The sequence below is a fragment of the Tateyamaria sp. LSS28 genome (assembly GCF_059611725.1).
In genome coordinates, this window is sequence record NZ_JCAPFI010000003.1 from 287,618 (window position 1) to 310,306 (window position 22,689).

The 22,689-nt window shown below is 60.5% G+C and carries 22 protein-coding genes; 9 read left to right on the forward strand and 13 right to left on the reverse strand.

From position 1 onward, the window contains the following. Window positions 1-12: 12 nt before the first annotated feature. Window positions 13-1,431 (forward strand): pentapeptide repeat-containing protein, encoded by a 1,419-nt coding sequence (locus AC53L6_RS09975; protein ID WP_496907742.1) that lies wholly within the window; start codon window positions 13-15, stop codon window positions 1,429-1,431. A gap of 367 nt (window positions 1,432-1,798) precedes the next feature. On the opposite strand, the gene hflX is transcribed toward AC53L6_RS09975, so the two are convergent. The 4 genes from hflX to trkA all read right to left on the reverse strand — a co-directional run bounded on the left by hflX (window position 1,799) and on the right by trkA (window position 6,361). After that, a complete protein-coding gene (gene hflX / locus AC53L6_RS09980) occupies window positions 1,799-3,070 on the reverse strand; it encodes a GTPase HflX (RefSeq protein ID WP_496907743.1) in 1,272 nt (423 codons plus the stop codon). Then, window positions 3,070-3,309: an RNA chaperone Hfq gene (hfq, locus tag AC53L6_RS09985; protein ID WP_007119530.1), complete on the reverse strand. Its 240-nt coding sequence runs from the start codon at window positions 3,307-3,309 to the stop codon at window positions 3,070-3,072. Before hfq ends, hflX begins: the two co-directional genes overlap by 1 nt. 128 nt (window positions 3,310-3,437) lie before the next feature. Continuing rightward, window positions 3,438-4,985, reverse strand: coding sequence for a TrkH family potassium uptake protein (locus tag AC53L6_RS09990; protein ID WP_496907744.1), 1,548 nt, complete (start codon window positions 4,983-4,985; stop codon window positions 3,438-3,440). Continuing rightward, the gene (gene trkA / locus AC53L6_RS09995) at window positions 4,985-6,361 is read right to left on the reverse strand and encodes a Trk system potassium transporter TrkA (protein ID WP_299596939.1); all 1,377 of its coding nucleotides are present in this window, start codon (window positions 6,359-6,361) and stop codon (window positions 4,985-4,987) included. The genes AC53L6_RS09990 and trkA overlap by 1 nt, the downstream gene beginning before the upstream one ends. A gap of 147 nt (window positions 6,362-6,508) precedes the next feature. On the opposite strand from trkA, the gene AC53L6_RS10000 reads away from it, so the two are divergent. Next, the gene (locus tag AC53L6_RS10000; protein WP_299596942.1) at window positions 6,509-6,970 is read left to right on the forward strand and encodes a hypothetical protein; all 462 of its coding nucleotides are present in this window, start codon (window positions 6,509-6,511) and stop codon (window positions 6,968-6,970) included. Window positions 6,971-6,972: 2 nt separating this feature from the next. After that, window positions 6,973-7,986: an ester cyclase gene (locus AC53L6_RS10005; protein WP_496907745.1), complete on the forward strand. Its 1,014-nt coding sequence runs from the start codon at window positions 6,973-6,975 to the stop codon at window positions 7,984-7,986. 92 nt (window positions 7,987-8,078) lie between these two features. On the opposite strand, the gene ntrX is transcribed toward AC53L6_RS10005, so the two are convergent. From ntrX to dusB, 5 genes are all read right to left on the reverse strand, one after another. Next, entirely contained in the window at window positions 8,079-9,491 is a 1,413-nt protein-coding gene (ntrX, locus tag AC53L6_RS10010) for a nitrogen assimilation response regulator NtrX (protein ID WP_496907746.1), read from the reverse strand. After that, window positions 9,488-11,728, reverse strand: a complete 2,241-nt coding sequence (locus AC53L6_RS10015) for a sensor histidine kinase NtrY-like (RefSeq protein ID WP_496907747.1) — start codon at window positions 11,726-11,728, stop codon at window positions 9,488-9,490. The genes ntrX and AC53L6_RS10015 overlap by 4 nt, the downstream gene beginning before the upstream one ends. Before the next feature lie 101 nt (window positions 11,729-11,829). After that, window positions 11,830-13,191, reverse strand: a complete 1,362-nt coding sequence (locus AC53L6_RS10020) for a response regulator (RefSeq protein ID WP_299199083.1) — start codon at window positions 13,189-13,191, stop codon at window positions 11,830-11,832. Window positions 13,192-13,194: 3 nt separating this feature from the next. Next, the gene (locus AC53L6_RS10025; protein ID WP_299768253.1) at window positions 13,195-14,286 is read right to left on the reverse strand and encodes a two-component system sensor histidine kinase NtrB; all 1,092 of its coding nucleotides are present in this window, start codon (window positions 14,284-14,286) and stop codon (window positions 13,195-13,197) included. Continuing rightward, window positions 14,283-15,263: a tRNA dihydrouridine synthase DusB gene (gene dusB / locus AC53L6_RS10030; protein WP_496907748.1), complete on the reverse strand. Its 981-nt coding sequence runs from the start codon at window positions 15,261-15,263 to the stop codon at window positions 14,283-14,285. Before dusB ends, AC53L6_RS10025 begins: the two co-directional genes overlap by 4 nt. Before the next feature lie 182 nt (window positions 15,264-15,445). Between dusB and ispD the strand changes: the two genes are divergently transcribed. From ispD to AC53L6_RS10055, 5 genes are all read left to right on the forward strand, one after another. Beyond that, a complete protein-coding gene (gene ispD, locus AC53L6_RS10035) occupies window positions 15,446-16,111 on the forward strand; it encodes a 2-C-methyl-D-erythritol 4-phosphate cytidylyltransferase (RefSeq protein ID WP_496907749.1) in 666 nt (221 codons plus the stop codon). Then, window positions 16,101-16,580: a 2-C-methyl-D-erythritol 2,4-cyclodiphosphate synthase gene (gene ispF / locus AC53L6_RS10040; RefSeq protein WP_299699594.1), complete on the forward strand. Its 480-nt coding sequence runs from the start codon at window positions 16,101-16,103 to the stop codon at window positions 16,578-16,580. The genes ispD and ispF overlap by 11 nt, the downstream gene beginning before the upstream one ends. After that, complete coding sequence (locus AC53L6_RS10045) at window positions 16,577-17,071, forward strand: phosphatidylglycerophosphatase A family protein (RefSeq protein WP_496907750.1); 495 nt, start codon at window positions 16,577-16,579, stop codon at window positions 17,069-17,071. The genes ispF and AC53L6_RS10045 overlap by 4 nt, the downstream gene beginning before the upstream one ends. Continuing rightward, window positions 17,068-17,541 carry a CinA family protein gene (locus tag AC53L6_RS10050; protein ID WP_496907751.1) on the forward strand — a complete coding sequence of 158 codons (474 nt, stop codon included), beginning with the start codon at window positions 17,068-17,070 and terminating at the stop codon, window positions 17,539-17,541. The genes AC53L6_RS10045 and AC53L6_RS10050 overlap by 4 nt, the downstream gene beginning before the upstream one ends. A 171-nt stretch (window positions 17,542-17,712) precedes the next feature. Continuing rightward, complete coding sequence (locus AC53L6_RS10055; RefSeq protein WP_496907752.1) at window positions 17,713-18,894, forward strand: ammonium transporter; 1,182 nt, start codon at window positions 17,713-17,715, stop codon at window positions 18,892-18,894. Here AC53L6_RS10055 and AC53L6_RS10060 read toward each other — a convergent pair. Both AC53L6_RS10060 and AC53L6_RS10065 read right to left on the reverse strand, forming a co-directional pair. Continuing rightward, the gene (locus AC53L6_RS10060) at window positions 18,876-20,108 is read right to left on the reverse strand and encodes an MmgE/PrpD family protein (protein WP_496907753.1); all 1,233 of its coding nucleotides are present in this window, start codon (window positions 20,106-20,108) and stop codon (window positions 18,876-18,878) included. The genes AC53L6_RS10055 and AC53L6_RS10060 overlap by 19 nt on opposite strands. Window positions 20,109-20,162: 54 nt before the next feature. Beyond that, on the reverse strand, window positions 20,163-20,606 hold the full coding sequence (locus AC53L6_RS10065) for a type II toxin-antitoxin system RatA family toxin (protein ID WP_299700280.1): 444 nt from the start codon (window positions 20,604-20,606) through the stop codon (window positions 20,163-20,165). Between the two features lie 75 nt (window positions 20,607-20,681). On the opposite strand from AC53L6_RS10065, the gene hpt reads away from it, so the two are divergent. Next, the gene (hpt, locus tag AC53L6_RS10070) at window positions 20,682-21,218 is read left to right on the forward strand and encodes a hypoxanthine phosphoribosyltransferase (RefSeq protein WP_299596975.1); all 537 of its coding nucleotides are present in this window, start codon (window positions 20,682-20,684) and stop codon (window positions 21,216-21,218) included. Here the strand turns inward: hpt and AC53L6_RS10075 are convergent. Together AC53L6_RS10075 and lipA are read right to left on the reverse strand one after the other, a co-directional pair. Continuing rightward, window positions 21,211-21,420: a hypothetical protein gene (locus tag AC53L6_RS10075; RefSeq protein WP_299596978.1), complete on the reverse strand. Its 210-nt coding sequence runs from the start codon at window positions 21,418-21,420 to the stop codon at window positions 21,211-21,213. The genes hpt and AC53L6_RS10075 overlap by 8 nt on opposite strands. Before the next feature lie 237 nt (window positions 21,421-21,657). Continuing rightward, window positions 21,658-22,605 carry a lipoyl synthase gene (gene lipA / locus AC53L6_RS10080; protein ID WP_299596980.1) on the reverse strand — a complete coding sequence of 316 codons (948 nt, stop codon included), beginning with the start codon at window positions 22,603-22,605 and terminating at the stop codon, window positions 21,658-21,660. Between the last annotated feature and the right edge of the window lie 84 nt (window positions 22,606-22,689).

Sequence of the window (22,689 nt, forward strand, 5' to 3'; positions counted from 1 at the left end):
CATGATGCCATTATGAAACGCCTGCCTCTGCTCCTTTTGTGCCTGTTCTGCCTGGCCCTGGGCTTTGGTCTCAGCGCCACGTTCCAGAACGCAGCGCTCGCTCAAGCGACACGCGACCTCGCGCCAATGGTCGCAGCAATGCTGCTGGCGGGGTTGATCCTTGTCCTGATCGCGATCTGGACAGGCTATCGGCTTGCCCGACGCTGGGTGCGCAAGACGCTGGGCGCGCAAGAGCACATGACAGAAACGGAAATGGTCACGGGCCTCATCGACCACTTCACCACACCCGACGGCATCGACAACCCGACACCCCAGGAACGGCGTCACGCCGCCATGGTCAATCTCGGACTGTGGCTCGCCCGGCGCGAAGCCGTGCAATTTTCCTTCAACGCAACCGTGACAGTGGTGGGTGGGCTGGTGGGGGCGGCAACGCTGTTCCTGCTCTACGAACAGAACCAGAAATTCGACATCCAGAACGAACGGATCACCCTGCAGACAGACGCCAACATCACCCAAAGCCTCCTGATCGAAGGCGCGCGCCGCGCCGCGCTTGCTGGCGACCTCACAGAGTTGCTGGCCGATATCCGAGACGTGACCGATCCGGCAAACAACCATCCGAATTGCCTTGAATCACAGCGATCTCCCTGCTGGATCATTGCCAACGAAAACGCCCCCCGCGGCGCGCGTCGGACCCTCCGGCTTCCTGACCCTCTCAGGGAACGCGTTTCACGTTTCCTTGTCCGCAACACGCCATATCTTCTGGCGCGGTCCAAAGGGGCCGATATCGACTTTGACGCGCCCCTGCGCGATCAATTCGACTTTCCGACGGTCAGCCCGGAACGGGGCCAAATGCTTCAGGCGCTTGTCAGCGCCAACGTCGCACTGGCAGGTCTGGACTTCTCGTGGGCGCAACTGGACGGCGCCGATCTGAGTGCCGCTGATCTCTCTGCCGCCAACCTGTCCAACGCAGACTTCCGCGGCGCCATCCTCGGCAACGTCAGGATCATCTCGTCAAATCTGCGCGCGGCCAACTTCGAAGATGCCGTGCTGTTCTTTGCACAGCTCGACCGCACCTTTCTGTCCGGCGCCAACTTTGCCGATGCTTCGCTCAACCTCGCCTCCTTGAAAGAGGTCAACCTGTCCAAGGCGAACCTGCGCAACACCGACCTGACGGATGCAAACCTGCAAGGTGCGGATCTGTTTCAGGCGGATCTCATCGACACACAGTTGACTGGCGCGGATCTCACCGATGTTGATGCATCGGGCGCGAACCTGACCGGGGCATGGGCATGGGCCGACGACCCGCCGACCGGAATGGCAGACATCTCCCGGATTGCGCTGTGCGTGTACCCGGGGGATGTGGCCTCGGTCACCCCGATGGCGCTTGATCGTCGCGGCAAGCCCAGCCCCTGCGTGGCGCCCGATGGCTGATGCCGCCGCACAGCGCCTTCGGATGTGGAAGCGGCAGCGCAAAACAGTGAGGGTCGGCGCGACACCACGGCGTCTGTTCGACGGCCCACGACCGTATTCCTTGCCCGGCCGTTCACATTGAAAATTCTTATGTGAAAGCGGTGTGTTAACCCTTTCTGTTAACCATTTGCGACCGTTGCAGGCAAAATACGCAATTTGGGGCGCAAAACGCGCAGACTCCAGAATTCAGCCGGTTTGGGATGGTTTTCGGGCCTCCGAAACATCGCAGTTTCTTACGCAAAATATGCAGTTTGGTATGGTTGCTGCGCCGTGTGACCGCGCAATTCACCAAGGACTGCCCAGGTTAACACAGCGTACGCCGGGGCGGTCAAAGCCCCTCGAACCGCGCCTTCTGGATCGCCGTCCAGCGCACGTCGAACTCGAAACCGTCCTCGCCCTGTCGCTCGGCCAACACCACATCCTGCTCAAACAACCACGCCCGCTTGCGTCCCTCGGCATAGGGCAGCACCAGCGTCTCTTCGGTGACGGCGCCCTGCAACGTGTCAGCCACATCCGCCAGCAGCGCATCGATGCCCTCGCCCGTGATCGCCGACATGGCGAACACGTCCTCGTCACGGTCCGCACGCGCACGCACTGCATCGGCCTCGTCATCAGGCAACAGATCAATCTTATTCCAGACCTCGACCATCTCGCGCCCTTCACCGACACCCAGATCGGCAAGGATGGTGCGCACGTCCTCGGCCTGCGCCTCGGTCTCGGGGTGCGAGATATCGCGCACATGCAGAATGATATCTGCCGCCAGAACCTCTTCCAATGTGGCGCGGAACGATGCCACCAGCTCGGTAGGCAGATCCGAAATGAAGCCCACTGTATCAGACAGGATCACCTCGGGGCCGTCTTCCAACTCAACCCGCCGCATGGTCGGGTCCAGCGTGGCAAAGAGCATGTCCTTGGCCATCACATCTGCGCCCGTCAGTCGATTGAACAGGGTCGATTTACCAGCGTTCGTATAACCAACCAACGCTACGATCGGATATGGCACCTTGGCCCGCGCTGCCCGGTGCAGGGTCCGCGTTTTGACCACCTTGTCCAGTTGCCGCCGCAAGCGAACAAGTTGTGTATCAATGGCTCGGCGGTCGGCCTCGATCTGCGTCTCACCGGGACCACCAACAAACCCAAGCCCACCCCTTTGGCGCTCCAGGTGGGTCCAGGCGCGGACAAGGCGCGTGCGTTGATAGCTCAGCGCCGCCATCTCCACTTGCAACACACCCTCACGGGTGGCGGCGCGGTCACTGAAAATCTCCAGGATAAGGCTGGTCCGGTCGAGCAGCTTGACCTTCCACGCCTTCTCAAGATTGCGCTGCTGCACGGGCGTGACCGGCCCGTCGATCAACACAAGCTCAACGTCGGCCCCTTTGATGCGCTCGGCCAGTTCCTCGATCTTGCCGGATCCGAACAGCAGGCCAGCGCGGACGCGCGGCAGCGGCACAATCTCGCTGCCCACCACCTCAAGCTCGGGCAGCGCATGGGCCAAAGAAATGGCTTCGGCCAGCGCGAATTTCGCTTCGCGCCGGTTAGGATCGGATTTGATATCGGGGTGGAGCACCCAGGCGCGGGTAAACTCCGGCAACTCACCCATCAAGAAGCGTCTTCGCCCTCATAGAGGCTGATCGGCTGGCTTGGCATGATGGTCGAGATGGCGTGTTTATAGACAAGCTGGCTTTGTCCATCCCGGCGCAACAGGACGCAGAAGTTGTCGAACCACGTGATAACCCCCTGCAATTTCACACCATTGATCAGGAAGATGGTCACGGGCACCTTCGTCTTGCGCACGTGATTCAGAAATGCATCTTGTAAATTCTGTCGGTCCGAAGCCATGTCGGTTAACCCTTTTTTTCTTGCTAGGCCTGCGGATCAGACCGTCCCTCCGGACGGAGTATGTATTGGGGCTTGGGAAGATTCCAGCCCAAAAAACAGTCCGTTACGGACCTACCGCAAAGGCCCGCCTACCCGCGCCACAAATCGGGTGTGAAAAGGGCGATGATCGCAAGCGTCTCCAAGCGTCCCAACACCATGGCGGCGGTAAAGATCGCCTTGGCTGCATTGTTCAACTCGATCAATGCGATCGGTGCGTCCGTAGCCACCCCCAAAAGTGGTCCCGTGGTCGACAGCCCCGACACCGCAAGGACAAGGGCGGTGTCAAAAGCAACGCCCGTCAGGGTCAGCAAGATGGTGATCAACGCCAGGGTGAGCGCAAAGAGCATGAAAAATATCCATGCAATGAACGCCCCATCCTTTTGCAGCCGTCGCGCGCGCGGCCCCGCGCTGCTGACAGACGACGGATGCACCAGCCGCTCCATCTCGCGCACACCGTTGCGATAAAGTGCAAAAACACGCAGCAGCTTGACGCCTCCGGCGGTGGTGGCGACGCCCCCACCGATCAGCGCCAATCCCATCAGCAACAAACCCGGCGTTTCCAACCCGGACCACGCCTGCGCATCCACCCAATTGGCCGAGGCAAAGCCCGTCGTGGTCAGGAAAGACAGCACAGTGAATGCGCTGCCCCACAGCGCACGGGCCGCGTCAGCCACATCACTTTCGGCAGCAACGTCAAAAGCCCCAAGGAAATGGCGGAGAAACAGGAAAACCGGCACCGCGATGACAACGGCCACACCGATGCGAAACTCCGGGTCCTGCACAAGCCCACCGGACTCCGCCGTGGTCGTGTCCGTTGAAAAGGTCAGCCGCGACAGGGCAAACAGCATGAACAGCAGCATCACCGCCTCACCCGCCATGCCCGAGCCTTCACCACCCAGCCCGCCAACCGGCGAAATGCCGGACGTCGCCAGGATCGCCATCGCGTGGCACAAGGCAACAAGTCCGGCATCGCCGCCCGCGGCCAGCAGCACCCAAAGCAACATGGTCAACCCGGCATAGATCGGGATCAGGACAGCAGACACCTTGGCCAAACGCTCACGCACTTCGGGGGCCGTCATGCCGATATCACGGCTGGCGCTACGACCGGGTTCGGCCCGCGCCGTCACCTCGAACCCCCCAAGGTTCAGCGGGGCGAGAATGGCCGATGCCGCCACCCACATCATCAACCCGCCCAACCAGCCAACAATCGACCGCCACAGATGCAGCGTGCCATTCAGCCGCTCCGGGTCGTCGAACATCGTTGCACCGGTCGTGGTGATCGCGCTCACCATCTCGACATAGGCATTCAGAAACGTGGTGGTGCGCAGCCCCTCGTAGAAGGGAACGGCAAGGATGACCGGCAGAATGGTAAAAGCGCTCATCAGCGACAACAGCGGACCCAGGGTGCCATGGCGCGGATCGCGGCCCGCATGAGCCAGACCGATCAGTGCAAAGGTCACCAGCCCCAGGAGACCAGCATACAGAAAGGCCCGCGCCGCCACCAGATCGCGCATGATACCGCCGTAGACTGCGGGCACCAGCATGGCCGCCGAAAACACGCCAATCAGCAGCAAAAACAGCGGCAGCCGCAATACAGAGGCCCAGAACGGTTGCCGCGGCTGCGTGCGTCCCTGCATCAGAAAAAGTCGATGGACACCTGCATCAGGCGCTCCACCTCTGGCACGTCGGTGGCCAGCGCAAAGATGGCGATCACGTCGCCCTCGTCGATGCGGGTGCTGCCCACGGGTCGGATCACGTCATCGCCCTTGCGTACGGCCCCGACCAGAACGCCCTCGGGGAAGTCAATCTCGTTGATCTTCTGACCGGCAAGGGGTGAGGTCGACAGCACTTCGGCCTCGATCACTTCGGCATCGGCATCCCCGATGGAATAGACAGAGCGCACGCGCCCATGCCGGATGTGACGCAGGATGGACGACACCGTTGTGGCGCGCGGATTGATATACGCGTCAATGCCCAGCGGCCCCATCATCGGCACCAGCGTCGGGTCGTTGATCAGGGCAATGGCATAGGGACAGCCCTCGGCCTTGGCACGCACGGCGGCCAGCATGTTGGTCTTGTCATCATCGGTCACAGCCAACATGGCGTCAGCCCGCGACACGCCCGCTTCGGCCAACAGGGTCACGTCCAGACCGTCCCCGTTCAGAACGATGGTGCGCTCCAGCGCCTCGGCGGCCAGTTCCGCGCAACGCCGGTTGCGCTCAATCACCTTGGCGCGCACGCGGCTCGCCCGCTGTTCAAGCGCGCGGGCCACGGTCAAGCCAACATTGCCCCCGCCCACAAGAACCACACGCTCTTGCTTGCGCATGGTCTTGCCAAACACTTCCATGGTGCGCGGCACGTCATCCACATGGGCAAAGACATAGGCTTCGTCCCCCGCAAACAACTGGTCCGAGGCTTCAGGGGCAAACAGCACCCCGTCCCGCCGCACGCCGACAACGACAACGCGCAAGGTCGAAAACAGGTCGGTCAGCTGGCGCAAAGGTGTATTCAAAACCGGGCAATCTGCATCCAATGCAATGCCCAGAAGCTGGGCCTGCCCATCAATGAAAAGTTCGGTGTCGAATGCGGCAGGTGCGCTCAGACGTTGCAAGGCCGCAGCGGCCACCTCGCGCTCCGGCGAAATCACCACGTCGATAGGCATGTGATCACGACGATACAGATCGGAATAGATGGCGGTCAGATAGGACTGGCTGCGCAGACGTGCGATCTTGCGGTTTACCCCGAAAACGGAATGCGCCACCTGGCACGTGACCATGTTCACTTCATCTGAATAAGTCGCAGCAATGACCATGTCGGCATCCCGCGCCCCGGCACGTTCCAGAACGTCCGGATAGCTGGCAAAGCCCGCCACGCCCTGCACATCCAGCGTGTCAGTGGCACGACGCACCAGATCGGGGTCATTGTCGACCACCGTGACATCGTTGCGCTCGCCCGAAAGGTGGCGTGCAATCTGCCACCCCACCTGGCCAGCCCCGCAGATGATGACCTTCATCCATGTCCCCGTTTTGACGTGCCGCAACGCGGCACATTCAGCCTCTTTGCATGACAGAGAGGGCGCAGGGGGTCAACGTTTGCGCAAAACCTGCCGAAGGGTCATTCGTGAATTGTCAAATCTGGCAAGCTTGGGCAAGATTGGACCATGCGCGCCATCGTCACCCTTCTCGCACCTCTGGTGCTTTCCGGCTGCCTGCCGCTGTCGACTTACTATGCGGAAGGCGTCAGTTTTGCCCAGTTCGAACGGGACAACACCAATTGCGACGTGCGTGCTGTGCGCGATGCACCTGTTGCAAACCAGGTTCGTCAGGGGGCACCCATCTACGTTCCACGCCGGGTCTGCAACAAGGACGGGCATTGCTACAGCCGTGGCTACTGGATACCTGGTGATGTCTACACCGTTGACGTCAACGCCAATCTGCGTGCACGGGTCAAGGGCCAGTGTATGGGTGATCTTGGTTACCGGCCCGTCGAAATACCAGCATGCACCGAAGGGGTTGCAAGTGCCGCCCCACCCGGTCCATCAACCATCCTGCCCCGGCTCAATGCCCGCAGTTGCGCCATTCGGACCGGCGATGGCCGGTTCCGCATCGTTACCCAAGGATAATCATGACCACAGATCTCGCCCGGGCCAAAACCGTCGTGCTGGCTCATCACGCCGCCCTCGGGCGCGCCGAACCCGGATGCTGCGCGACCGCACTATCGCAGCATTTCCTGCCCAACACACTGTGGCGAGGTATGCACCCATTCCATGAACAGCACGGTCCCCAAGCGGTCGCCGACGCGTTCTGGTCCCCCTTCCTGACGGCCATGTCACGTGTGCAGCGGCGTCAGGACATCTTCTTTGCCGGGCACAACCATCTGGATGAAGGCGGCGGCACATGGGTCGCATCCATGGGCCATCTCATGGGCCTGCTCGATGCGCCCTTCCTTGGCATTCAGCCCACGCGCAGGATCGCTATGGTCCGCTATGCCGAATTTTCGCGGGTCGAAAATGATCGGATCGTCGAACAGGCTTTGTTTGTCGATCTGTTGCATCTGATGGCGCAGGCGGGTCAGTACCCCCTGCCCGGCATGACGGGCGCGCAGCTGGTTCAGCCCGGACCGATGACACATGACGGCCTGCTGTTCGACAATCAGGACCCGGCCATAGGTCAGGCCACGCTCGACCGTATCCACGCAATGATGGACGCGATCACACAGGCCAACACCACCGAGGATCCGCCCCTCCCGCAGGAAGAACTGGCCCGGGATTGGCATGATGACATGATCTGGTGGGGGCCGACGGGCATCGGGGCCACCTACACGATTGACCGCTATATCGAACAACACCAACGCCCGTTCCGCACGCAACTTGGCGATCGCACATTCAACGGGCATATCTGCCGTATGGCCGAGGGGAACTACGGTGGTTTCTTCGGCTGGCCCAACCTCACGATGGAATGCACCGGCCCGTATCTGGGCCTGCCACCGTCTGGCAGGAAGGCGGACATGCGGGTTGTCGATTTCTATCGCCGTGACGGGGACAAGCTGGCAGAGAACTGGGTGTTCATCGACATCCTGCACTTCCTGAACATGCAAGGGCTGGATGTGCTGGCGCAACTGGATGTGCGCAAAGGTTAACGCGATTTAACCTTTGCGATTCTCAACCACCTGATTTCAATTGATTTTACAAATCTGTCCCCGCGGGGACAGATTTTGAACTTCGGTTGCGCTTAGCTTGCCTGCGCCTCTTCCTCATCCAGATGCGCCACGCGCGCACCAGCCTTGGACGAGGTCACAACCCCCAAAGACTTCAACTTGCGGTGCAAGGCAGACCGTTCCATGCCAACGAAGTTCGCCGTCCTGCTGATATTCCCGCCAAAGCGATTGATCTGCGTCAGCAGATACTCCCGTTCAAACGCCTCGCGCGCCTCGCGCAGTGGCAGGGTCGCAAGGGCACCGGACAGAACCACGCGGCCCTCTTCTCCGGTAGGCTCCTCCGAGCCAGGCAATTCCTTCGCATCAATCGGACCGGTTCCGTCGCCAAGGATCAAAACCCGCTCAACCATGTTCTTGAGCTGCCGCACGTTGCCGGGCCATATCATCGTCTGCATCAACGCCGCTGCATCTTCACTCAGATCACGCTTGGGCAGACCCTGTGCCGCGTTGCATTCGTCGATGAAATGCTCTGCCAGAACTGGGATGTCCTCGCGCCGCTCTTCAAGGCTTGGCACCGCAATCGGCACCACGTTCAGACGGTGATACAGTTCCTGCCGGAACGTCTCGGCTGCAATGGCCTCTTCCAGATCGCGGTTGGTGGACGAGATGACGCGCAGATCCACACGCACCTTGTCATTGCCACCGACCCGTAGAAATTGCTGATCCACAAGCACACGCAGGATCTTGGATTGTGTGCCGATGGGCATGTCCGCCACCTCATCGAAATAGATCACGCCGCCATGCGCCTGCTCCAGCAGGCCGGGCTCAACACCACGCTCGCCGCCCTCTTTGCCGAACAGAACCTCTTCCATGGTCTCTGGCGCGACGCCCGCGCAATTCACGGTGACAAATGGCGCGTCGGATCGGTTCGAATTGGCGTGGATGTAACGCGCGGCCACTTCCTTGCCCGACCCGGCAGGGCCCGTCAGCATCACGCGACCATTGGATTTCGTGACCTTGTCGAGTTGTGAGATCAGCGCACGGAAACTGGCCGACGCGCCAATCATCTTCGCCTGGGCCACCTCGGGGCGACGCAGGCTCTGGTTCTCGCGACGCAAACGCGAGGTTTCCATGGCACGGCGAATGACAACCAGCAACTGGTCAATGTTAAACGGCTTTTCGATAAAGTCGTATGCGCCCTGCTTGATCGCGGCCACCGCGATCTCGATATTGCCATGGCCCGAAATGATGACCACGGGAACACCAGGGTTGTCCCGCTTGACCGCCTTGAGAATGTCGATCCCGTCCATCCGGCTGTCCTTGAGCCAGATGTCCAAGATCATCAGCGCAGGCTCCTCCGCCTCAATCTCGGCCATGGCGTCATCGGAGTTGCCTGCAAGCCGGGTCGAAAATCCTTCGTCCTTGAGGATATCCGAGATCAACTCCCGGATATCCCGTTCGTCGTCCACGATCAGAATGTCACTCATACTGCTTCCTCTTCCTCAACTGCTGGTGCGGATGCCATGACGGGCAGCGTGATCACAGCCATGGCTCCGCAATGGGTTTGGCCCTCGAACGGGGCCGCATCTTCGAGGGTCAGGGTGCCCCCGTGTTCTTCGATGATCTTTTTGACGATTGGCAGGCCAAGGCCGGTGCCTTCGTCCCGGGTGGTCACGTAAGGTTCAAACAAGCTCGCCCGATCTTCGGGCAGACCGATACCATTGTCCGAAATTGCGATCACAGCACCGGTTGGACCGGTCTGCATGGCAACTTCGATACGAGGTGAATGCCCATTCGGAAAACCATTTTTCCCTAAGCTTTCAATAGCTTCCCCGCCGTTCTTTACAAGGTTTGTAAGGGCTTGCGAAATCATGGTCGCATCCACTTCGGCGTAGATGGCCATATCGGGCAGATCGGCCACGATATTTACCCCTGGTTGACCGGATTGCTGCAGAACCACGGCATCCTGTACCAGTTTGGTCAGGTCATGGCTTTTGCGATCCGGTTCGGGCATGCGGGCGAATTTTGAAAACTCGTCGACGATGCGCCGCAGATCGCCCGTTTGACGTACGATCACATCGGTCATCTGTTCGAGGCTGTCGCTGTCCTCGCCCACCCTGGGGCTGAACTTGCGTTTGATCCGCTCGGCGCTGAGCTGAATGGGGGTTAGCGGGTTCTTGATCTCGTGCGCGATACGGCGGGCAACATCGCCCCACGCCGCCATGCGTTGCGCCGACACCAGGTCAGTCACGTCGTCAAAGGCAACCACGTAGCCTTCGAGCTGCCCCTCGATACTGCGACGTGTCGCCATTCGGACCAGCAGGTTTTCGAGATGACCGCTGCGCGTCACCTTGACCTCACCTGTTGCCACCTCTTGTGGACCGGCCTTGAGCAGCGCAAAAAGCGCCGCGAATTCAGGGACTGCGACGGCAAGTGGCACAGCCTCGCGCCCTTCTTGCCAGTTCAGAAGCTGAGCACCGGAGCGGTTTACAAAGGTCACCCGTCCGCTGGCATCCACACCAACCACCCCGGACGTCACAGAGCTGAGTACTGAATCGAACAAGCGCCGCCGCCGTTCGATCTGCTCGGTGTTGGCGAGCAAAGTGTGACGTTGCCCTTTAAGCTGCCGGGTCATCTGGTTGAAATAGCGGCCCAGCATGGCGATTTCGTCGTCACCTTCCTCCTCGCGCACCTGCACGTCAAGGTCCCCGGCCCCAACCCGTTGCGCCGCACCTGTCAGGCGCCCAACCGGGCCTGAAAGACGCTCGGCGAACCACAAACCCAACCAGATGGCTGCAAGGATCAGGATGACCGCAAAGCCGAGATACAGAAGGCCGAATTGGAACAGCACCGTGCCCCGTTCGCTCTCAAGCTGCTGGTACAGCCGCACCGTTTCCTTGGTTTCATCCAGAAGGGACAGGATTTCGCCATCCACTTCACGGCTCACATACAGGAACCGATCCACGTAGCTGGCCAAGGGAACAAGCGCGCGGAATTCATTGTTGGTCCAATCCTGAATCACCAACCCGCCCGTATCGAGTGATTGCGAGATTTGATCCGTGGAGGGTCGTTCAAAATTGAAGAGGTAAGAGCGGTCGCCTCGGGCACGTAGTTCGCCCGTGCCATCAACCAGGAACGCTTCGCGCAGACCGCGTTGCACCTGCACCTGCCCTTCGCTTAGCACTTCCCGGTCACCGACCACCTGCGCCCCGCGCACCGTATCGATGTAGCGTCCAAGCGCCCGCGCATCTGTGATCAGGTCGGTCCGCTGTTCCGATTCGTATGCTTCGGCCGCGGCAAGCGATGCTCCGACCACGCGGCTGACGCGATCAGAGAACCACCCTTCAAGCCCGATGTTTACCGTCAGCCCTGCAAACACCGCGACGGTCACGGTTGGAATCAGAGCCAGCAGCGCGAAGACGCCAGCAAGCCGGAGGTGCAGCCGTGAGCCCGCCGATTTCGCGCGCCGTGCTGCAATGAGACGGGCAATCTGCGACAGCACCAAAGCGCCCAGAACAAGGACATAGACAAGGTCAGCAAGCAGAACGAGCCGCAAAGACAGGGCGTTTGCACCCTGATCGAGCGGTCCAAGAACAAGGAATGTAGCAAGGGCGAGGATGGGGCCGAGAAGCACAAGGCCCAAGGTCGCCGCGTTGCGCACCCGTCTGCGTCGCCGCAGACGGCCGAGCGTCAACCACCAGCTGGTGCGTGTTCCGGATGCCACGTGGCCCGACCTCGATGATGTGGCACCTTCGGTGCCGTACCGCCATATCCAGTGATCCGGGGGACAAGTGCGCCCCATCGGCCACGGGTTGTGTGGCAGTATTACATCAACTTACGGCGGCGTGTCACCTCAATATCCAAATCTGTAATTTTCTTGCGCAACGTATTGCGGTTGATGCCGAGCAGGTCCGCGCATTTCGCCTGGTTCCCGCCTGTCGCATCGAGGGCAATCTCGATCAGCGGCGCCTCAACCTCGCGCAGGATGCGTTGGTAGAGGCCCGGAGGCGGCAGCATGTTGCCGTGCAGGTCGAAATACCGTTTGAGGTGGCGCCCTACTGAGGCCCCCAGTTTTTCTGTATCGCCCGCACTGCGGATCGGTTCCAGCTCGGGTTGGCTGCCCAGCACCTGCTCTACCTCGGAGGCTGAGATTTCAAGAGCGCGGCTGGTGAGCCCGAGACGGCGGACTGCGTTTTCCAGTTGGCGGACATTGCCGGGCCAGGAATAAGTGCGGAAAATCTCGGCTGCGGCGTCTGAAAGTGCTCGGCGCGGCTGGCCGGTCTTTTCCCCCCTGACCAGGAAGTGCTCTGCCAGAAGCGGGATGTCATCGACCCGTTCGCGCAGTGCCGGGACGTTCAGCGTGGCCCCGGACAGACGGTAGTACAGATCCTTGCGCACCTGCCCCGCTTCCATCGCGGCGGTCAGGTCCGTTTGCGAGGTGGCAAGGAAGCGTGGGACATATTCGCCCGGCGTGTCCATCATCCGCACGATGCGGGCCTGGATTTCCTCGGGGATGTCACCGATTTCGTCGATCAGAAGTGTGCCGCCCTTGACCCGTGCCAGCACCCGCGCAGGGCCTTCGAGGTCTTGCAGCTCGGCTGCCGTGACAGTGACAAACGGAAGCGTACGCCGGTCGGAGAAGTCGTGGATGGCCCGTGCAATCAGGGATTTACCCGTGCCGCTTTCGCCCCAGATCAGCACCGGAAGGTCGGTGTTCATCACCCGTGCCACGACGCGATAGAGCGCCTGCATGATCGCCGTGCGTCCGACAAGAGGCAGTTCATCCGGACGGTCGCTGTTCTCTTCCCTTGCGGGCGCATGGGCCTTTTGCTCAAGAGCCTTTGCCGTGCGTTTCATCAGGTCTGGCAGGTCGAAGGGCTTGGGCAGGTAATCGTAGGCTTCGGCTTCGGCGGCTTGGATCGCTGTCATGATGGTGTTCTGCGCGCTGATCACGATAACGGGCAGGCCTGGCCGGTCCTCGCTGATCTTGGGCAGCATTTCGAGGCCATTGCCGTCCGGCATCATCACGTCCGAGATCACAACGTCGCCCTTGCCCTCGCCCACCCAGCGCATCAGCGTGGTCAAGCTGGAGGTCGCGTGCACCTTGCACCCGGCGCGGGTCAGCGCCTGGGTCAGAACGGTGCGGATCGTGCGGTCGTCATCAGCGACAAGAACGGTGCCATCCATATGCTAGTCCTTTGTTTGGTCTGGGCCCGGTTGGGCAGATTTGGGGGCGCGCGGCAGGGACAGACGAAACACCGTCTTGCCGGGCACGGAGGTGACTGAAATCCAGCCGCCGTGGTCGGAGATGATCTTGGACACGAGGGCAAGGCCAAGGCCGGTGCCGTTTTCCTTACCCGACACGAAAGGGTCGAAGATGTCGGCAGCAATGGCGTCCGGCAGCCCCGGGCCGTCATCGATGATCTCGACCTGCAGGGGCAAGGATTGACCGGCGCCATCGGCGCGGCGCAGGCGGAAGGAATGTTCAAAGTAGCTATGCAGGCGGATTATACCGCCACCCTTACCGGCGGCCTCCGACGCATTCTTGAGAAGATTGAGCACAACTTGCAGCAGTTTGTCTGGGTCGCCGTAGGCTAAAGGCAACGAGGGGTCGTAATCCTCGATAATCTTCATCTCGGCCCCGAACCCCAGCAAAGCGGAGCGCCGCGCGCGATCCAGCACGTCGTGGATGTTCACCGGCTTGAGGTCCGGGGGAGAGAGATTGCCAAACTGCTCGACCTGTTCGAGCAGTTTTACGATGCGCCGCCCCTCCTCGACAATCAGGTCGGTCAGTTCCAGATCCTCGGGTTTGAGGTTCATGCTAAGCAGTTGCGCCGCCCCGGTGATACCTGCGAGCGGGTTCTTGATTTCGTGGGCCAGCATCTCTGCCATGCCGATGGCGGATTTGGCGGCAGACTTGACCGAATGGTTCTGCGTCATCCGACCCGACAGTTCGCGGGGCGAGATCATCAGCACCATGTGATCTGCCGCACCGATCAGGGGGGCGATTTGCAGCGCGCATTGCAGGGGCGCGCGCCCACCGTGGCCCACATCCACGTCATTCACAAAGAGAGGCGTGCCGTTCTTGCGCGCCCGCGCGAGGCTTTCCTCCAGCGGCGCATCCACTGCCAGTTCATCCCACAGCGGCAGGCCCTTCATTGTCTTGGCCGACGCGTTGAAGAAGCCCTCGGCGGCGGAATTTATATCGACGATATCATCCCGTGGCCCAATGATGATGACCGGCACGGGCAGCGAGGCCCAAAGATCCCCTGCACCGGTCATGCTGCCGCCGCCCCGGTTTCAGGACGCAGGGCGCGCGGCAACAGGTCCATCGTGGCCTTGGGTGTCTTGGCCGTCAGGACGGCACGACGCAGGTCGGCGGGTGTGCATGCGGTGTCCATGAACCAGCCGAGGTGCTTGCGCGCCACCCTTAGACCCAGCAGTTCGCCATAAAAGCGCAACATCTCGTCATAGTGGGCCGTCACCATCTCGGCAAAGGCATCCCCTTTGGGCACATCCGGTGCGGGCGTGCCGTACAGCGCGTGCGCAACCTCGGCCAATAGCCACGGTTTGCCCTGTGCGCCGCGCCCGATCATTACGCCTTGTGCGCCAGACTGATCCAACGCTTTCTTTGCCGTGGCGGCGTCCACGATGTCTCCATTGGCAATCACCGGGATGTTCACCGCATCAACCACCGCGCGGATCGCAGCCCAGTTGGCGTTGCCCTTGTAGAACTGGCACCGCGTGCGGCCATGGATCACGATTTGCCGGATGCCCGCAGCCTCGGCCCTTGCAGCAATCTCGGGTGCATTCATCAAGGCATCATCCCAGCCAAGACGGGTTTTCAGGGTCACCGGAATATCGACCGCATTCACAACCGCTTCGATCAACGTCAGGGCGTGATCAGGGTCGCGCATCAGGGCAGATCCGGAATACCCGTTCACCACTTTCTTGGCAGGACATCCCATATTGATGTCGATGACTCGCGCGCCTTGCCCGGCGACCATCTTGGCCGCTTCGGCCATCGGTGCCGCTTCTCGTCCTGCCAATTGCACTGCTGTGCCATCAGCCCCCAATCCCAGCTCAGCCTTTTCGCGGCTTCCGGGACGCGCGTTGAGCATATCGTGGCTGGCCACCATTTCGGACACGACCATACCGGCCCCAAACCGGGCCACGAGGGAGCGGAATGGGAGGTCAGTGATTCCAGCCATCGGGGCCAGCATCACAGGGGCTGTCATGTCGAGGGGACCAGTGGCCATCCGATTTGCCTAATCCTTGTGCGATACTGTCTGGTATTGCACGTGCGGGGTTTTCTCAATCACTGCAACGCTGTTTCCGCACTCAAGGCTGACGTGTTGCCTAAAATTTAGGCAGAACTTCTGATCATGGACAGGCCGCACATCTCCGCCTAGAGATCAAGCATGAGTTGGAAAACCCAAGAATGAAGCGGGCCGCCGCCGTGATTGTCGCTGCGGGGCGCGGTACGCGCGCCGGAGGGGATGTGCCCAAGCAATGGCAAGACCTCGCTGGGCGGCCAGTTGTGTCATATACGCTGGCGGCCTTTACCAAACATGACGATATCTCTCAGGTGGTACTGGTTGTGCAACCTGATGACGACACGCGCGCATCCAATTTGGCACATGCGGACGTGACGATTGTTCATGGCGGTGCGGACCGTGCTGCGTCTGTAAAGAACGGGCTGGCATCAGTGCAGGACGCCGAATTTGTTTTGATCCACGACGTGGCACGCCCGATGGTCACGACCCGGACCATATCAGCCGTTTTGGATGCACTTGTGAAGAATGCCGGTGCTGCGCCGGCCCTGTCGGTGACCGATGCGCTGTGGACGGGTGCCGATGGTCGCGTGACCGGCACGCGGAGTCGCGACGGCTTGTACCGAGCACAGACCCCACAGGGCTTTCACCTTGAGGCCATCCGAGCGGCACACGCGGCCCATCCCGGCGGCGCTGCGGATGACGTGGAGGTTGCCCGTGCCCATGGTTTGGCAGTTGCCATTGTCCCGGGTGATGAAGACAATCTGAAAATCACACACCCGTCGGATTTTGAGCGGGCGGAACGGATCTTGCGAGGACGCCATGGACATTAGACTGGGCAACGGATTCGACGTGCATGCCTTTGGTCCTGGCGATCATGTGACACTGTGTGGCGTGCAGGTCCCGCATGATCGGGGTCTTGTCGGCCATTCCGATGCCGATGTCGGCATGCACACGGTGACCGATGCAATTTATGGCGCCTTGGCACGTGGCGATATCGGACAGCACTTTCCGCCCTCTGATCCGCAGTGGAAAGGGGCCGCGAGCGACATATTCCTGCGCCATGCGGTGGGTTTGGCACGCGAGATGGGATTCGAGATATCGAATGTCGACTGCACCTTGATCTGCGAAGAGCCGAAGATCGGGCCACATGCTGCAAAGATGCGGGCCGTTATGTCCGAGATCATGGAACTGGACATTGATCGCGTGTCGGTCAAGGCGACCACGTCCGAACGTTTGGGCTTTACCGGGCGCGGTGAAGGCATTGCCTGCATCGCCACAGCAGCGTTGATCAAGTCATGATTGCACGGATTTTGGGCACCGCTTGTTTTGTGGGCTACATGAGGCCCGCCCCGGGCACGTGGGGCTCGTTGATTGCGTTGCCGTGGGGCTGGGCCCTGCATCAACTGGGTGGCTTCCCATTGCTCGCTGCCGCAACGGCCATCTATTTTGTCGCCGCTTGGTGGGCCACTGCACAGATGACATCGGGCGGCGGCGACCATGATCCTTCCGAGATCGTGGCGGACGAAGTGGTCGGCCAGTGGATCGCCCTGTTTCCGCTGAGCTACGCGGCGTGGGATCGTGGTTTGGACATTCTTGTGATGTGGCCGGGTTGGATTGCCGCCTTCGTGTTGTTCCGCCTGTTCGACATCTGGAAGCCGTGGCTTGTCGGCTGGGCGGATCGGCGCGGCGATGCGCTTGGCGTCATGCTGGATGACGTGATTGCTGGCGTGTTTGCGGCCATCGGCGTGCTGGCCCTCGCCGCACTGGCGCACGGGGTCCTGATGGCATGAGCCTTGCCGCAGAAGTCCTTGAATTTGCGAAAGATCGTGGGTACATGATTGCCACGGCAGAGAGCTGCACAGGTGGCATGGTATCGGCTGCATTGACCGACATTCCGGGATCGTCCGCGGTGGTTGAGCGTGCGTTTGTCACCTACACCAATCAGGCAAAGATGGACATGTTGGGTGTGGCGGCAGCAACCCTTGAAGCCCACGGCGCTGTCAGCGAAGAGGTCGCGGCCGAGATGGCAGAGGGTGCATTGAAACATGCACCCGTTCAGCTGGCTGTATCGATCACTGGGATCGCAGGACCGGGCGGATCAGAGTTCAAACCCGAAGGGCGCGTGTGTTTCGGCATCGCCGATGCCAGTGGCGTCCGCACGGAGACGGTAGAATTCGGCGCCCAGGGCCGTGACAAGGTACGTATCGCAGCACGGGATCATGCGCTTGGGCTTTTGAAAGCCGCGTTAGTGCCGGCCTAAGCGCCGCTTTTCTCCTTGCCCTATTTTTGTGCGAATACCTCAAAAAATCGCACAAAATAGATGCACTAACTAAAATGCCCTTAAAATCAGCACGCCTGACCCCACGCGCCTCTTTTTTCCGCAGGCGCTGTCAGCCAGACGACCCCGCATATAAAAATTCCGGAGGGGACAATGAACGGAGCCGATACCGCCTGGATCATCGTGGCAACCGCACTGGTGCTGCTGATGACGTTGCCGGGCCTTGCGCTATTCTACGGGGGCCTGGTGCGCGCCCGCAACGTGCTGAGCGTTTTCATGCACTGCTATGCCATTGCCTGCCTGATGAGCATTCTGTGGTTTGTGGCTGGATACTCCATCGCATTTGGCGACGGCGGGTCCGGATACTGGGGTGGCCTGGGTAAGCTGCTGCTGAGCGGTGTGGACGCCGACAGCCTGTCGGGCACCCTGCCCGAGGTGCTGTTCTTTGCCTTCCAGATGACATTTGCCATCATCACGCCCGCCCTGATCGTGGGCGCATATGTCGAGCGCATCGGCTTTGGCTTTGTCCTGCTGTTCTCGGCCCTATGGATGCTGTTGTGTTACGCACCGGTCGTGCATTGGGTGTGGGGCGGCGGCATGCTGGCCGATGGCGGCATCTTTGGCGACGTTGGGGTCAAGGATTTTGCCGGTGGTATCGTCGTGCACGAAACCGCTGGCATTGCAGCCCTTGTGCTTGCTGTCTTCCTGGGCGCGCGCAAGAACCAGACCACACCGCCGCACAACCCCGGCATGGTCATGATGGGCGCTGCCCTGCTGTGGGTCGGTTGGTTCGGCTTCAATGGCGGATCGCAACTGGCCGCTGACGGTGGCGCCGCCATGGCTCTGACCGTAACCCACATCTCGGCCGCGATGGCATCGCTGACCTGGGCGCTGTGGGAACGGATCAAGTTCGGCAAGGCGTCCCTTGTTGGTATGGTCACCGGGACCATTGCAGGACTTGCGTCCATCACGCCTGCGTCCGGCTTCGTTGGTCCGGTTGAGGCGATGATCATCGGTGCTGTCGCGGGCATTCTGTGTCAGGAAGCCGTGAATCTGATCCGCAATGTGGTCAAGATCGACGATACGCTGGACGTGTTCGCCGTGCACGGTGTTGGCGGCATCTTTGGCACGATCATGATCGCTGTCTTTGGTGCAGGCAGCTGGGCTGCGCAGCTCGGGTCGCTGGTCATTGTCGGTGTCTTCACGCTGGTCGTGACGGTCGTGCTGATCTCTGTCGTGCGCGCCATCACACCGCTGCGCGTGGATGAAGAGACCGAGGTCAACGGCCTCGACCTCGCCGTACATGGCGAGCGTGCTTACGACGTCAGCAGCTGAGCAAAGGCTGGCAGGTCATCGTCTTTGATGGCCTGCGCCATCTGATCCGCCCGTGCGCCCACCAGCGCGCGGGCTTTTTCGTGGATGCGGTTGGCGCGGGTCTCAAACGGAAGAGGCGTGTCGAGGTCATGGAAACGCTCCACCCCATCCACGATCACACGCGCCTGCATTTCGGTCAGGTCATCGACAGGCGACACTGTCACCCGCCCCCGCCACGACACAAGTTGAGGATCTTGCGCACAGGCATCGGTAAAAGCGCTGATGTTGCCCGTATCCATGCCATACGCTGTCATGGCCAGAACATGGGCGTAGGAAAATTTGGCCCCAAGACCGGTATCAGGCGCAGCTTGATTGCAGACGGTCATCCACCTTGGGTGGGTATGCACCTCGACCCGCGACGCATCGCGCAGGGGAACGTCACGGACTGCTTCGAGAGCGGCGTGCAGCCCATGGCAACAGGCATGAAACTTGTGGCTGACAGAACCCATGCGCCACGCAAACGGCACCTTGGCCCTCGCCCCATGATGCGTGTCGCCAAAACCAAGCGCACCTGCGAGGCCGTCAGGGGATCCGGTCATGCCCGCTTGCGCCCACAACGTCGCTTCGACCCCGGTCCGCGCGGCCAGACCTGCGTTCAGCGGTTTGCCCATTGTCCCGAATTGGGACTTCAACCCAGACGCCATTGTCGAACATAGCCCGAGTGCGTGCCGCATCTTATCGCCATCCAGACAGAGAAGCCGTGCCGCCGCAATCGTTGCGCCAAAGCCCCCTGCCGTGGCCGTCTGATGAAACCCGACCTGATAGTGCCCCCGCCCCAGCCATAGTCCAGTTGCAACCGACGCCTCAGCCCCGACGACCGCCGCATCAACCATGTCGTTCAGCGGCACACCCTGCATCTGCGCCATGGCAAGCGCTGCCGGGATCACCGCAACAGAGGGATGGCCGATATGCGCAAAATGCGTGTCGTCATAGTCCAACGCGTGGGACAAGGTGCCGTTGACAAGCGCGGCTTCCGCCATCGTCCCACCACGCCCGTCAAAGCGTGTGGCAGGCCCATCCGTGTCCAACGTTGCAGCCCAAGTATCGAACGCCCCGTCACGATGCCCCGCCATACCGCAGGCGGCCCAGTCCAATAGGGACAAACGCATCACCGCGCGTACATCCTCCGGCGGTTCAGCCAGCGCGTAGGCCAGAAGCTGTGCGGTAATGTCCATACTTCCCTGTTTCAAAAAATCCTCCCCGAAGGGCCGGGTTCAACCGGGCCGGTGCTATCCATAAAGCGCGGCCGCACGCCTCTCGAACGCCCTGACAATGCGCTGCATAGCCTCGTTGAATACAACTCCAATGATCCCTTGCAGAATGGCGTTCCTGAACTCGAAGTCCACGAAAAAGGAAACGTCGCATCCGCCTTCGGCATCCGTGAAAGCCCAGTTGGATTTCATGTGGCGAAAGGGACCATCCAGATATTCCGTATCAATCTTTTTGTCGGCGGGATGCAGCACGACGCGAGAACCGAACCGTTCACGGAACACTTTGAAACTTATGACAAGATCCGCCTCCATCACCTGACTGTCCCCTTGCTGCGTGACTGTACGCACGCGCGCTGCGGCACACCACGGCAGGAACTGAGGATATTCGCCCACATCTGCCACCAGATCGTACATCTGTTGTGCGGTGTAAGGCAGGAAGCGGGTTTCGGAATGGGTGGGCATTGCGGTAAAGGTGACCTTGAACAAGCGTTGCGCAGGGATGTGTCGCGGTTGTCATGCAAAATCAAGGGGAAGCGCATGTCAGAGCGGCCATATGTCATAGACAGAATGATTTCGGCCAAGGCGATTGCCGCCCGGATCGAGTCGCTCTGTGGGGAAATACAGGACGAGTTTGCGGGCACTGACAAACTGGTGGTCGTTGGGCTCTTGCGCGGATCCTTTGTGTTCATTGCCGATCTGGTGCGCGAACTGGACCTGCCCATCGAGGTCGATTTCCTTGAAGCGTCATCCTATGGCGACGGGATGGTAAGCAGCCGAGAAGTGCGCATTCTCAAAGACTTGCGCGGCGCAATTGAAGGGCGTGATGTGCTGGTCGTCGAGGATATTGTCGACACCGGCTATACCATGCAGCACGTTATCCGGCTGCTGAAGGGGCGCAAGCCATCAAAACTGCGCACCATTGCCCTGCTCGACAAGCCGAGCAAGCGCGAGGTTGAGGTCAAGGCAGACTGGACCGGTTTCGAAATCCCGGATGAATTTGTCGTGGGGTACGGGATCGACTACGCGCAGCGCAATCGCAACCTGCCCTATATCGGCAAGGTCCGGTTCACTTGAACAGCAGCACGACCCCCTTCCGTTGCACAGTGCCGTTCCTCAAGTCAGCCGACCGCGCGTAGCGTGTCGGCTCATTGCGGGCCGTAGCCGCAATCGCATCAATAGCGTCATGCAAATGGGCGATTGCCACTTCCTGGGTACGCGCGTCCAAGCCGGCGATAAGCACCTCCAGCTTTTGGATGGTTCCCATTGAATCTGTCATGGGGCGCACTCCCACGTGTGTCGTTCATTTTTGATATGTGAAGCAAGCGCGAAAGCTGTCAAGGTAAATTGACACGCCTCCGATTTCTATTTCGCCGCAGCGCTGAACAGTGCACGGAAATCGTGGACAGGCGCACAATAATGCAGTTCCTTGAGTGCGACAGGTCAGCCTGTCACCACAGACGATTTATGCATACAGATTGTTGCGCGATACGCCTTGTGCGCACAGAGCCGAGCGTTAGGCGAGTTTTGCCTGTCGGGCTGCGCGCAACCGAGCGAAGTCATCACCGGCGTGATAAGATGACCGCGTCAATGGCGTCGCTGACACCATCAGGAACCCTTTGCCATAGGCTGCTTTTTCGTAGGACGCGAATTCGTCCGGATGCACAAAACGGTCCACGCGGTGGTGTTTTGGTGTCGGCTGCAGATATTGGCCAATTGTCAGGAAATCGATGTCAGCGGCCCGCATGTCTTCCATCACCTGGATGACCGATTGCCGATCTTCACCCAGCCCCACCATGATCCCTGACTTGGTGAACATGGATGGGTCCAGTTCCTTGACCCGTTGCAGCAGACGCAGGCTGTGGAAGTAACGCGCGCCCGGGCGTACCTCAGGGTACAGGCCGGGCACCGTTTCAAGGTTGTGATTGAACACGTCGGGCCGCGCTTCGACCACCACTTCAAGCACAGAAGGGTCGCAGCGGATAAAATCCGGCGTCAGAATTTCAATTGTTGTCTCCGGGCTGCGGTGCCGAATGGCGCGGATCGTCTGGGCGAAGTGATCCGCCCCACCGTCCTCGATGTCGTCACGGTCGACGGAGGTGACGACCACGTGGTTTAGACCCAGCTTTTCAACCGCATGTGCCACGCGACCGGGCTCGAACGCATCCAGCGCTTCGGGTGGCTTGCCCGTTGCGATGTTGCAGAAGGTGCAGGCGCGGGTACAAACCTCGCCCATGATCATCATGGTTGCGTGGCCCTGACTCCAGCACTCGCCCACATTCGGGCACCCGGCTTCTTCGCACACGGTGACAAGCCCGTTGTCACGCATGATCTTGCGTGTGTCTTTGTACCCTTCACTGACCGGTGCCTTGACCCGGATCCAATCCGGCTTCTTGGGCTGCGGATTATCAGGTCGCCGCGCCTTTTCCGGGTGCCGCTGCTCGGGGATTTTCAGGTCGCGCATGGATCTCTGCCAATTGGTTCAGCGTTAAACTTGTTCTAACATAAAGACTTTCCCGCTGAATACCACGTGGCGCATGGCCGCTAT

Excerpts from the sequence above, each read along its gene's own strand:
- AC53L6_RS09975 (WP_496907742.1), top strand. The coding sequence starts at position 13 with ATGAAACGCCTGCCTCTGCTCCTTTTGTGCCTGTTCTGCCTGGCCCTG.
- hflX (WP_496907743.1), bottom strand. The coding sequence starts at position 3,070 with ATGGGTGAGTTGCCGGAGTTTACCCGCGCCTGGGTGCTCCACCCCGAT.
- hfq (WP_007119530.1), bottom strand. The coding sequence starts at position 3,309 with ATGGCTTCGGACCGACAGAATTTACAAGATGCATTTCTGAATCACGTG.
- AC53L6_RS09990 (WP_496907744.1), bottom strand. The coding sequence starts at position 4,985 with ATGCAGGGACGCACGCAGCCGCGGCAACCGTTCTGGGCCTCTGTATTG.
- trkA (WP_299596939.1), bottom strand. The coding sequence starts at position 6,361 with ATGAAGGTCATCATCTGCGGGGCTGGCCAGGTGGGGTGGCAGATTGCA.
- AC53L6_RS10000 (WP_299596942.1), top strand. The coding sequence starts at position 6,509 with ATGCGCGCCATCGTCACCCTTCTCGCACCTCTGGTGCTTTCCGGCTGC.
- AC53L6_RS10005 (WP_496907745.1), top strand. The coding sequence starts at position 6,973 with ATGACCACAGATCTCGCCCGGGCCAAAACCGTCGTGCTGGCTCATCAC.
- ntrX (WP_496907746.1), bottom strand. The coding sequence starts at position 9,491 with ATGAGTGACATTCTGATCGTGGACGACGAACGGGATATCCGGGAGTTG.
- AC53L6_RS10020 (WP_299199083.1), bottom strand. The coding sequence starts at position 13,191 with ATGGATGGCACCGTTCTTGTCGCTGATGACGACCGCACGATCCGCACC.
- AC53L6_RS10025 (WP_299768253.1), bottom strand. The coding sequence starts at position 14,286 with ATGACCGGTGCAGGGGATCTTTGGGCCTCGCTGCCCGTGCCGGTCATC.
- dusB (WP_496907748.1), bottom strand. The coding sequence starts at position 15,263 with ATGGCCACTGGTCCCCTCGACATGACAGCCCCTGTGATGCTGGCCCCG.
- ispD (WP_496907749.1), top strand. The coding sequence starts at position 15,446 with ATGAAGCGGGCCGCCGCCGTGATTGTCGCTGCGGGGCGCGGTACGCGC.
- ispF (WP_299699594.1), top strand. The coding sequence starts at position 16,101 with ATGGACATTAGACTGGGCAACGGATTCGACGTGCATGCCTTTGGTCCT.
- AC53L6_RS10045 (WP_496907750.1), top strand. The coding sequence starts at position 16,577 with ATGATTGCACGGATTTTGGGCACCGCTTGTTTTGTGGGCTACATGAGG.
- AC53L6_RS10050 (WP_496907751.1), top strand. The coding sequence starts at position 17,068 with ATGAGCCTTGCCGCAGAAGTCCTTGAATTTGCGAAAGATCGTGGGTAC.
- AC53L6_RS10055 (WP_496907752.1), top strand. The coding sequence starts at position 17,713 with ATGAACGGAGCCGATACCGCCTGGATCATCGTGGCAACCGCACTGGTG.
- AC53L6_RS10060 (WP_496907753.1), bottom strand. The coding sequence starts at position 20,108 with ATGGACATTACCGCACAGCTTCTGGCCTACGCGCTGGCTGAACCGCCG.
- AC53L6_RS10065 (WP_299700280.1), bottom strand. The coding sequence starts at position 20,606 with ATGCCCACCCATTCCGAAACCCGCTTCCTGCCTTACACCGCACAACAG.
- hpt (WP_299596975.1), top strand. The coding sequence starts at position 20,682 with ATGTCAGAGCGGCCATATGTCATAGACAGAATGATTTCGGCCAAGGCG.
- AC53L6_RS10075 (WP_299596978.1), bottom strand. The coding sequence starts at position 21,420 with ATGACAGATTCAATGGGAACCATCCAAAAGCTGGAGGTGCTTATCGCC.
- lipA (WP_299596980.1), bottom strand. The coding sequence starts at position 22,605 with ATGCGCGACCTGAAAATCCCCGAGCAGCGGCACCCGGAAAAGGCGCGG.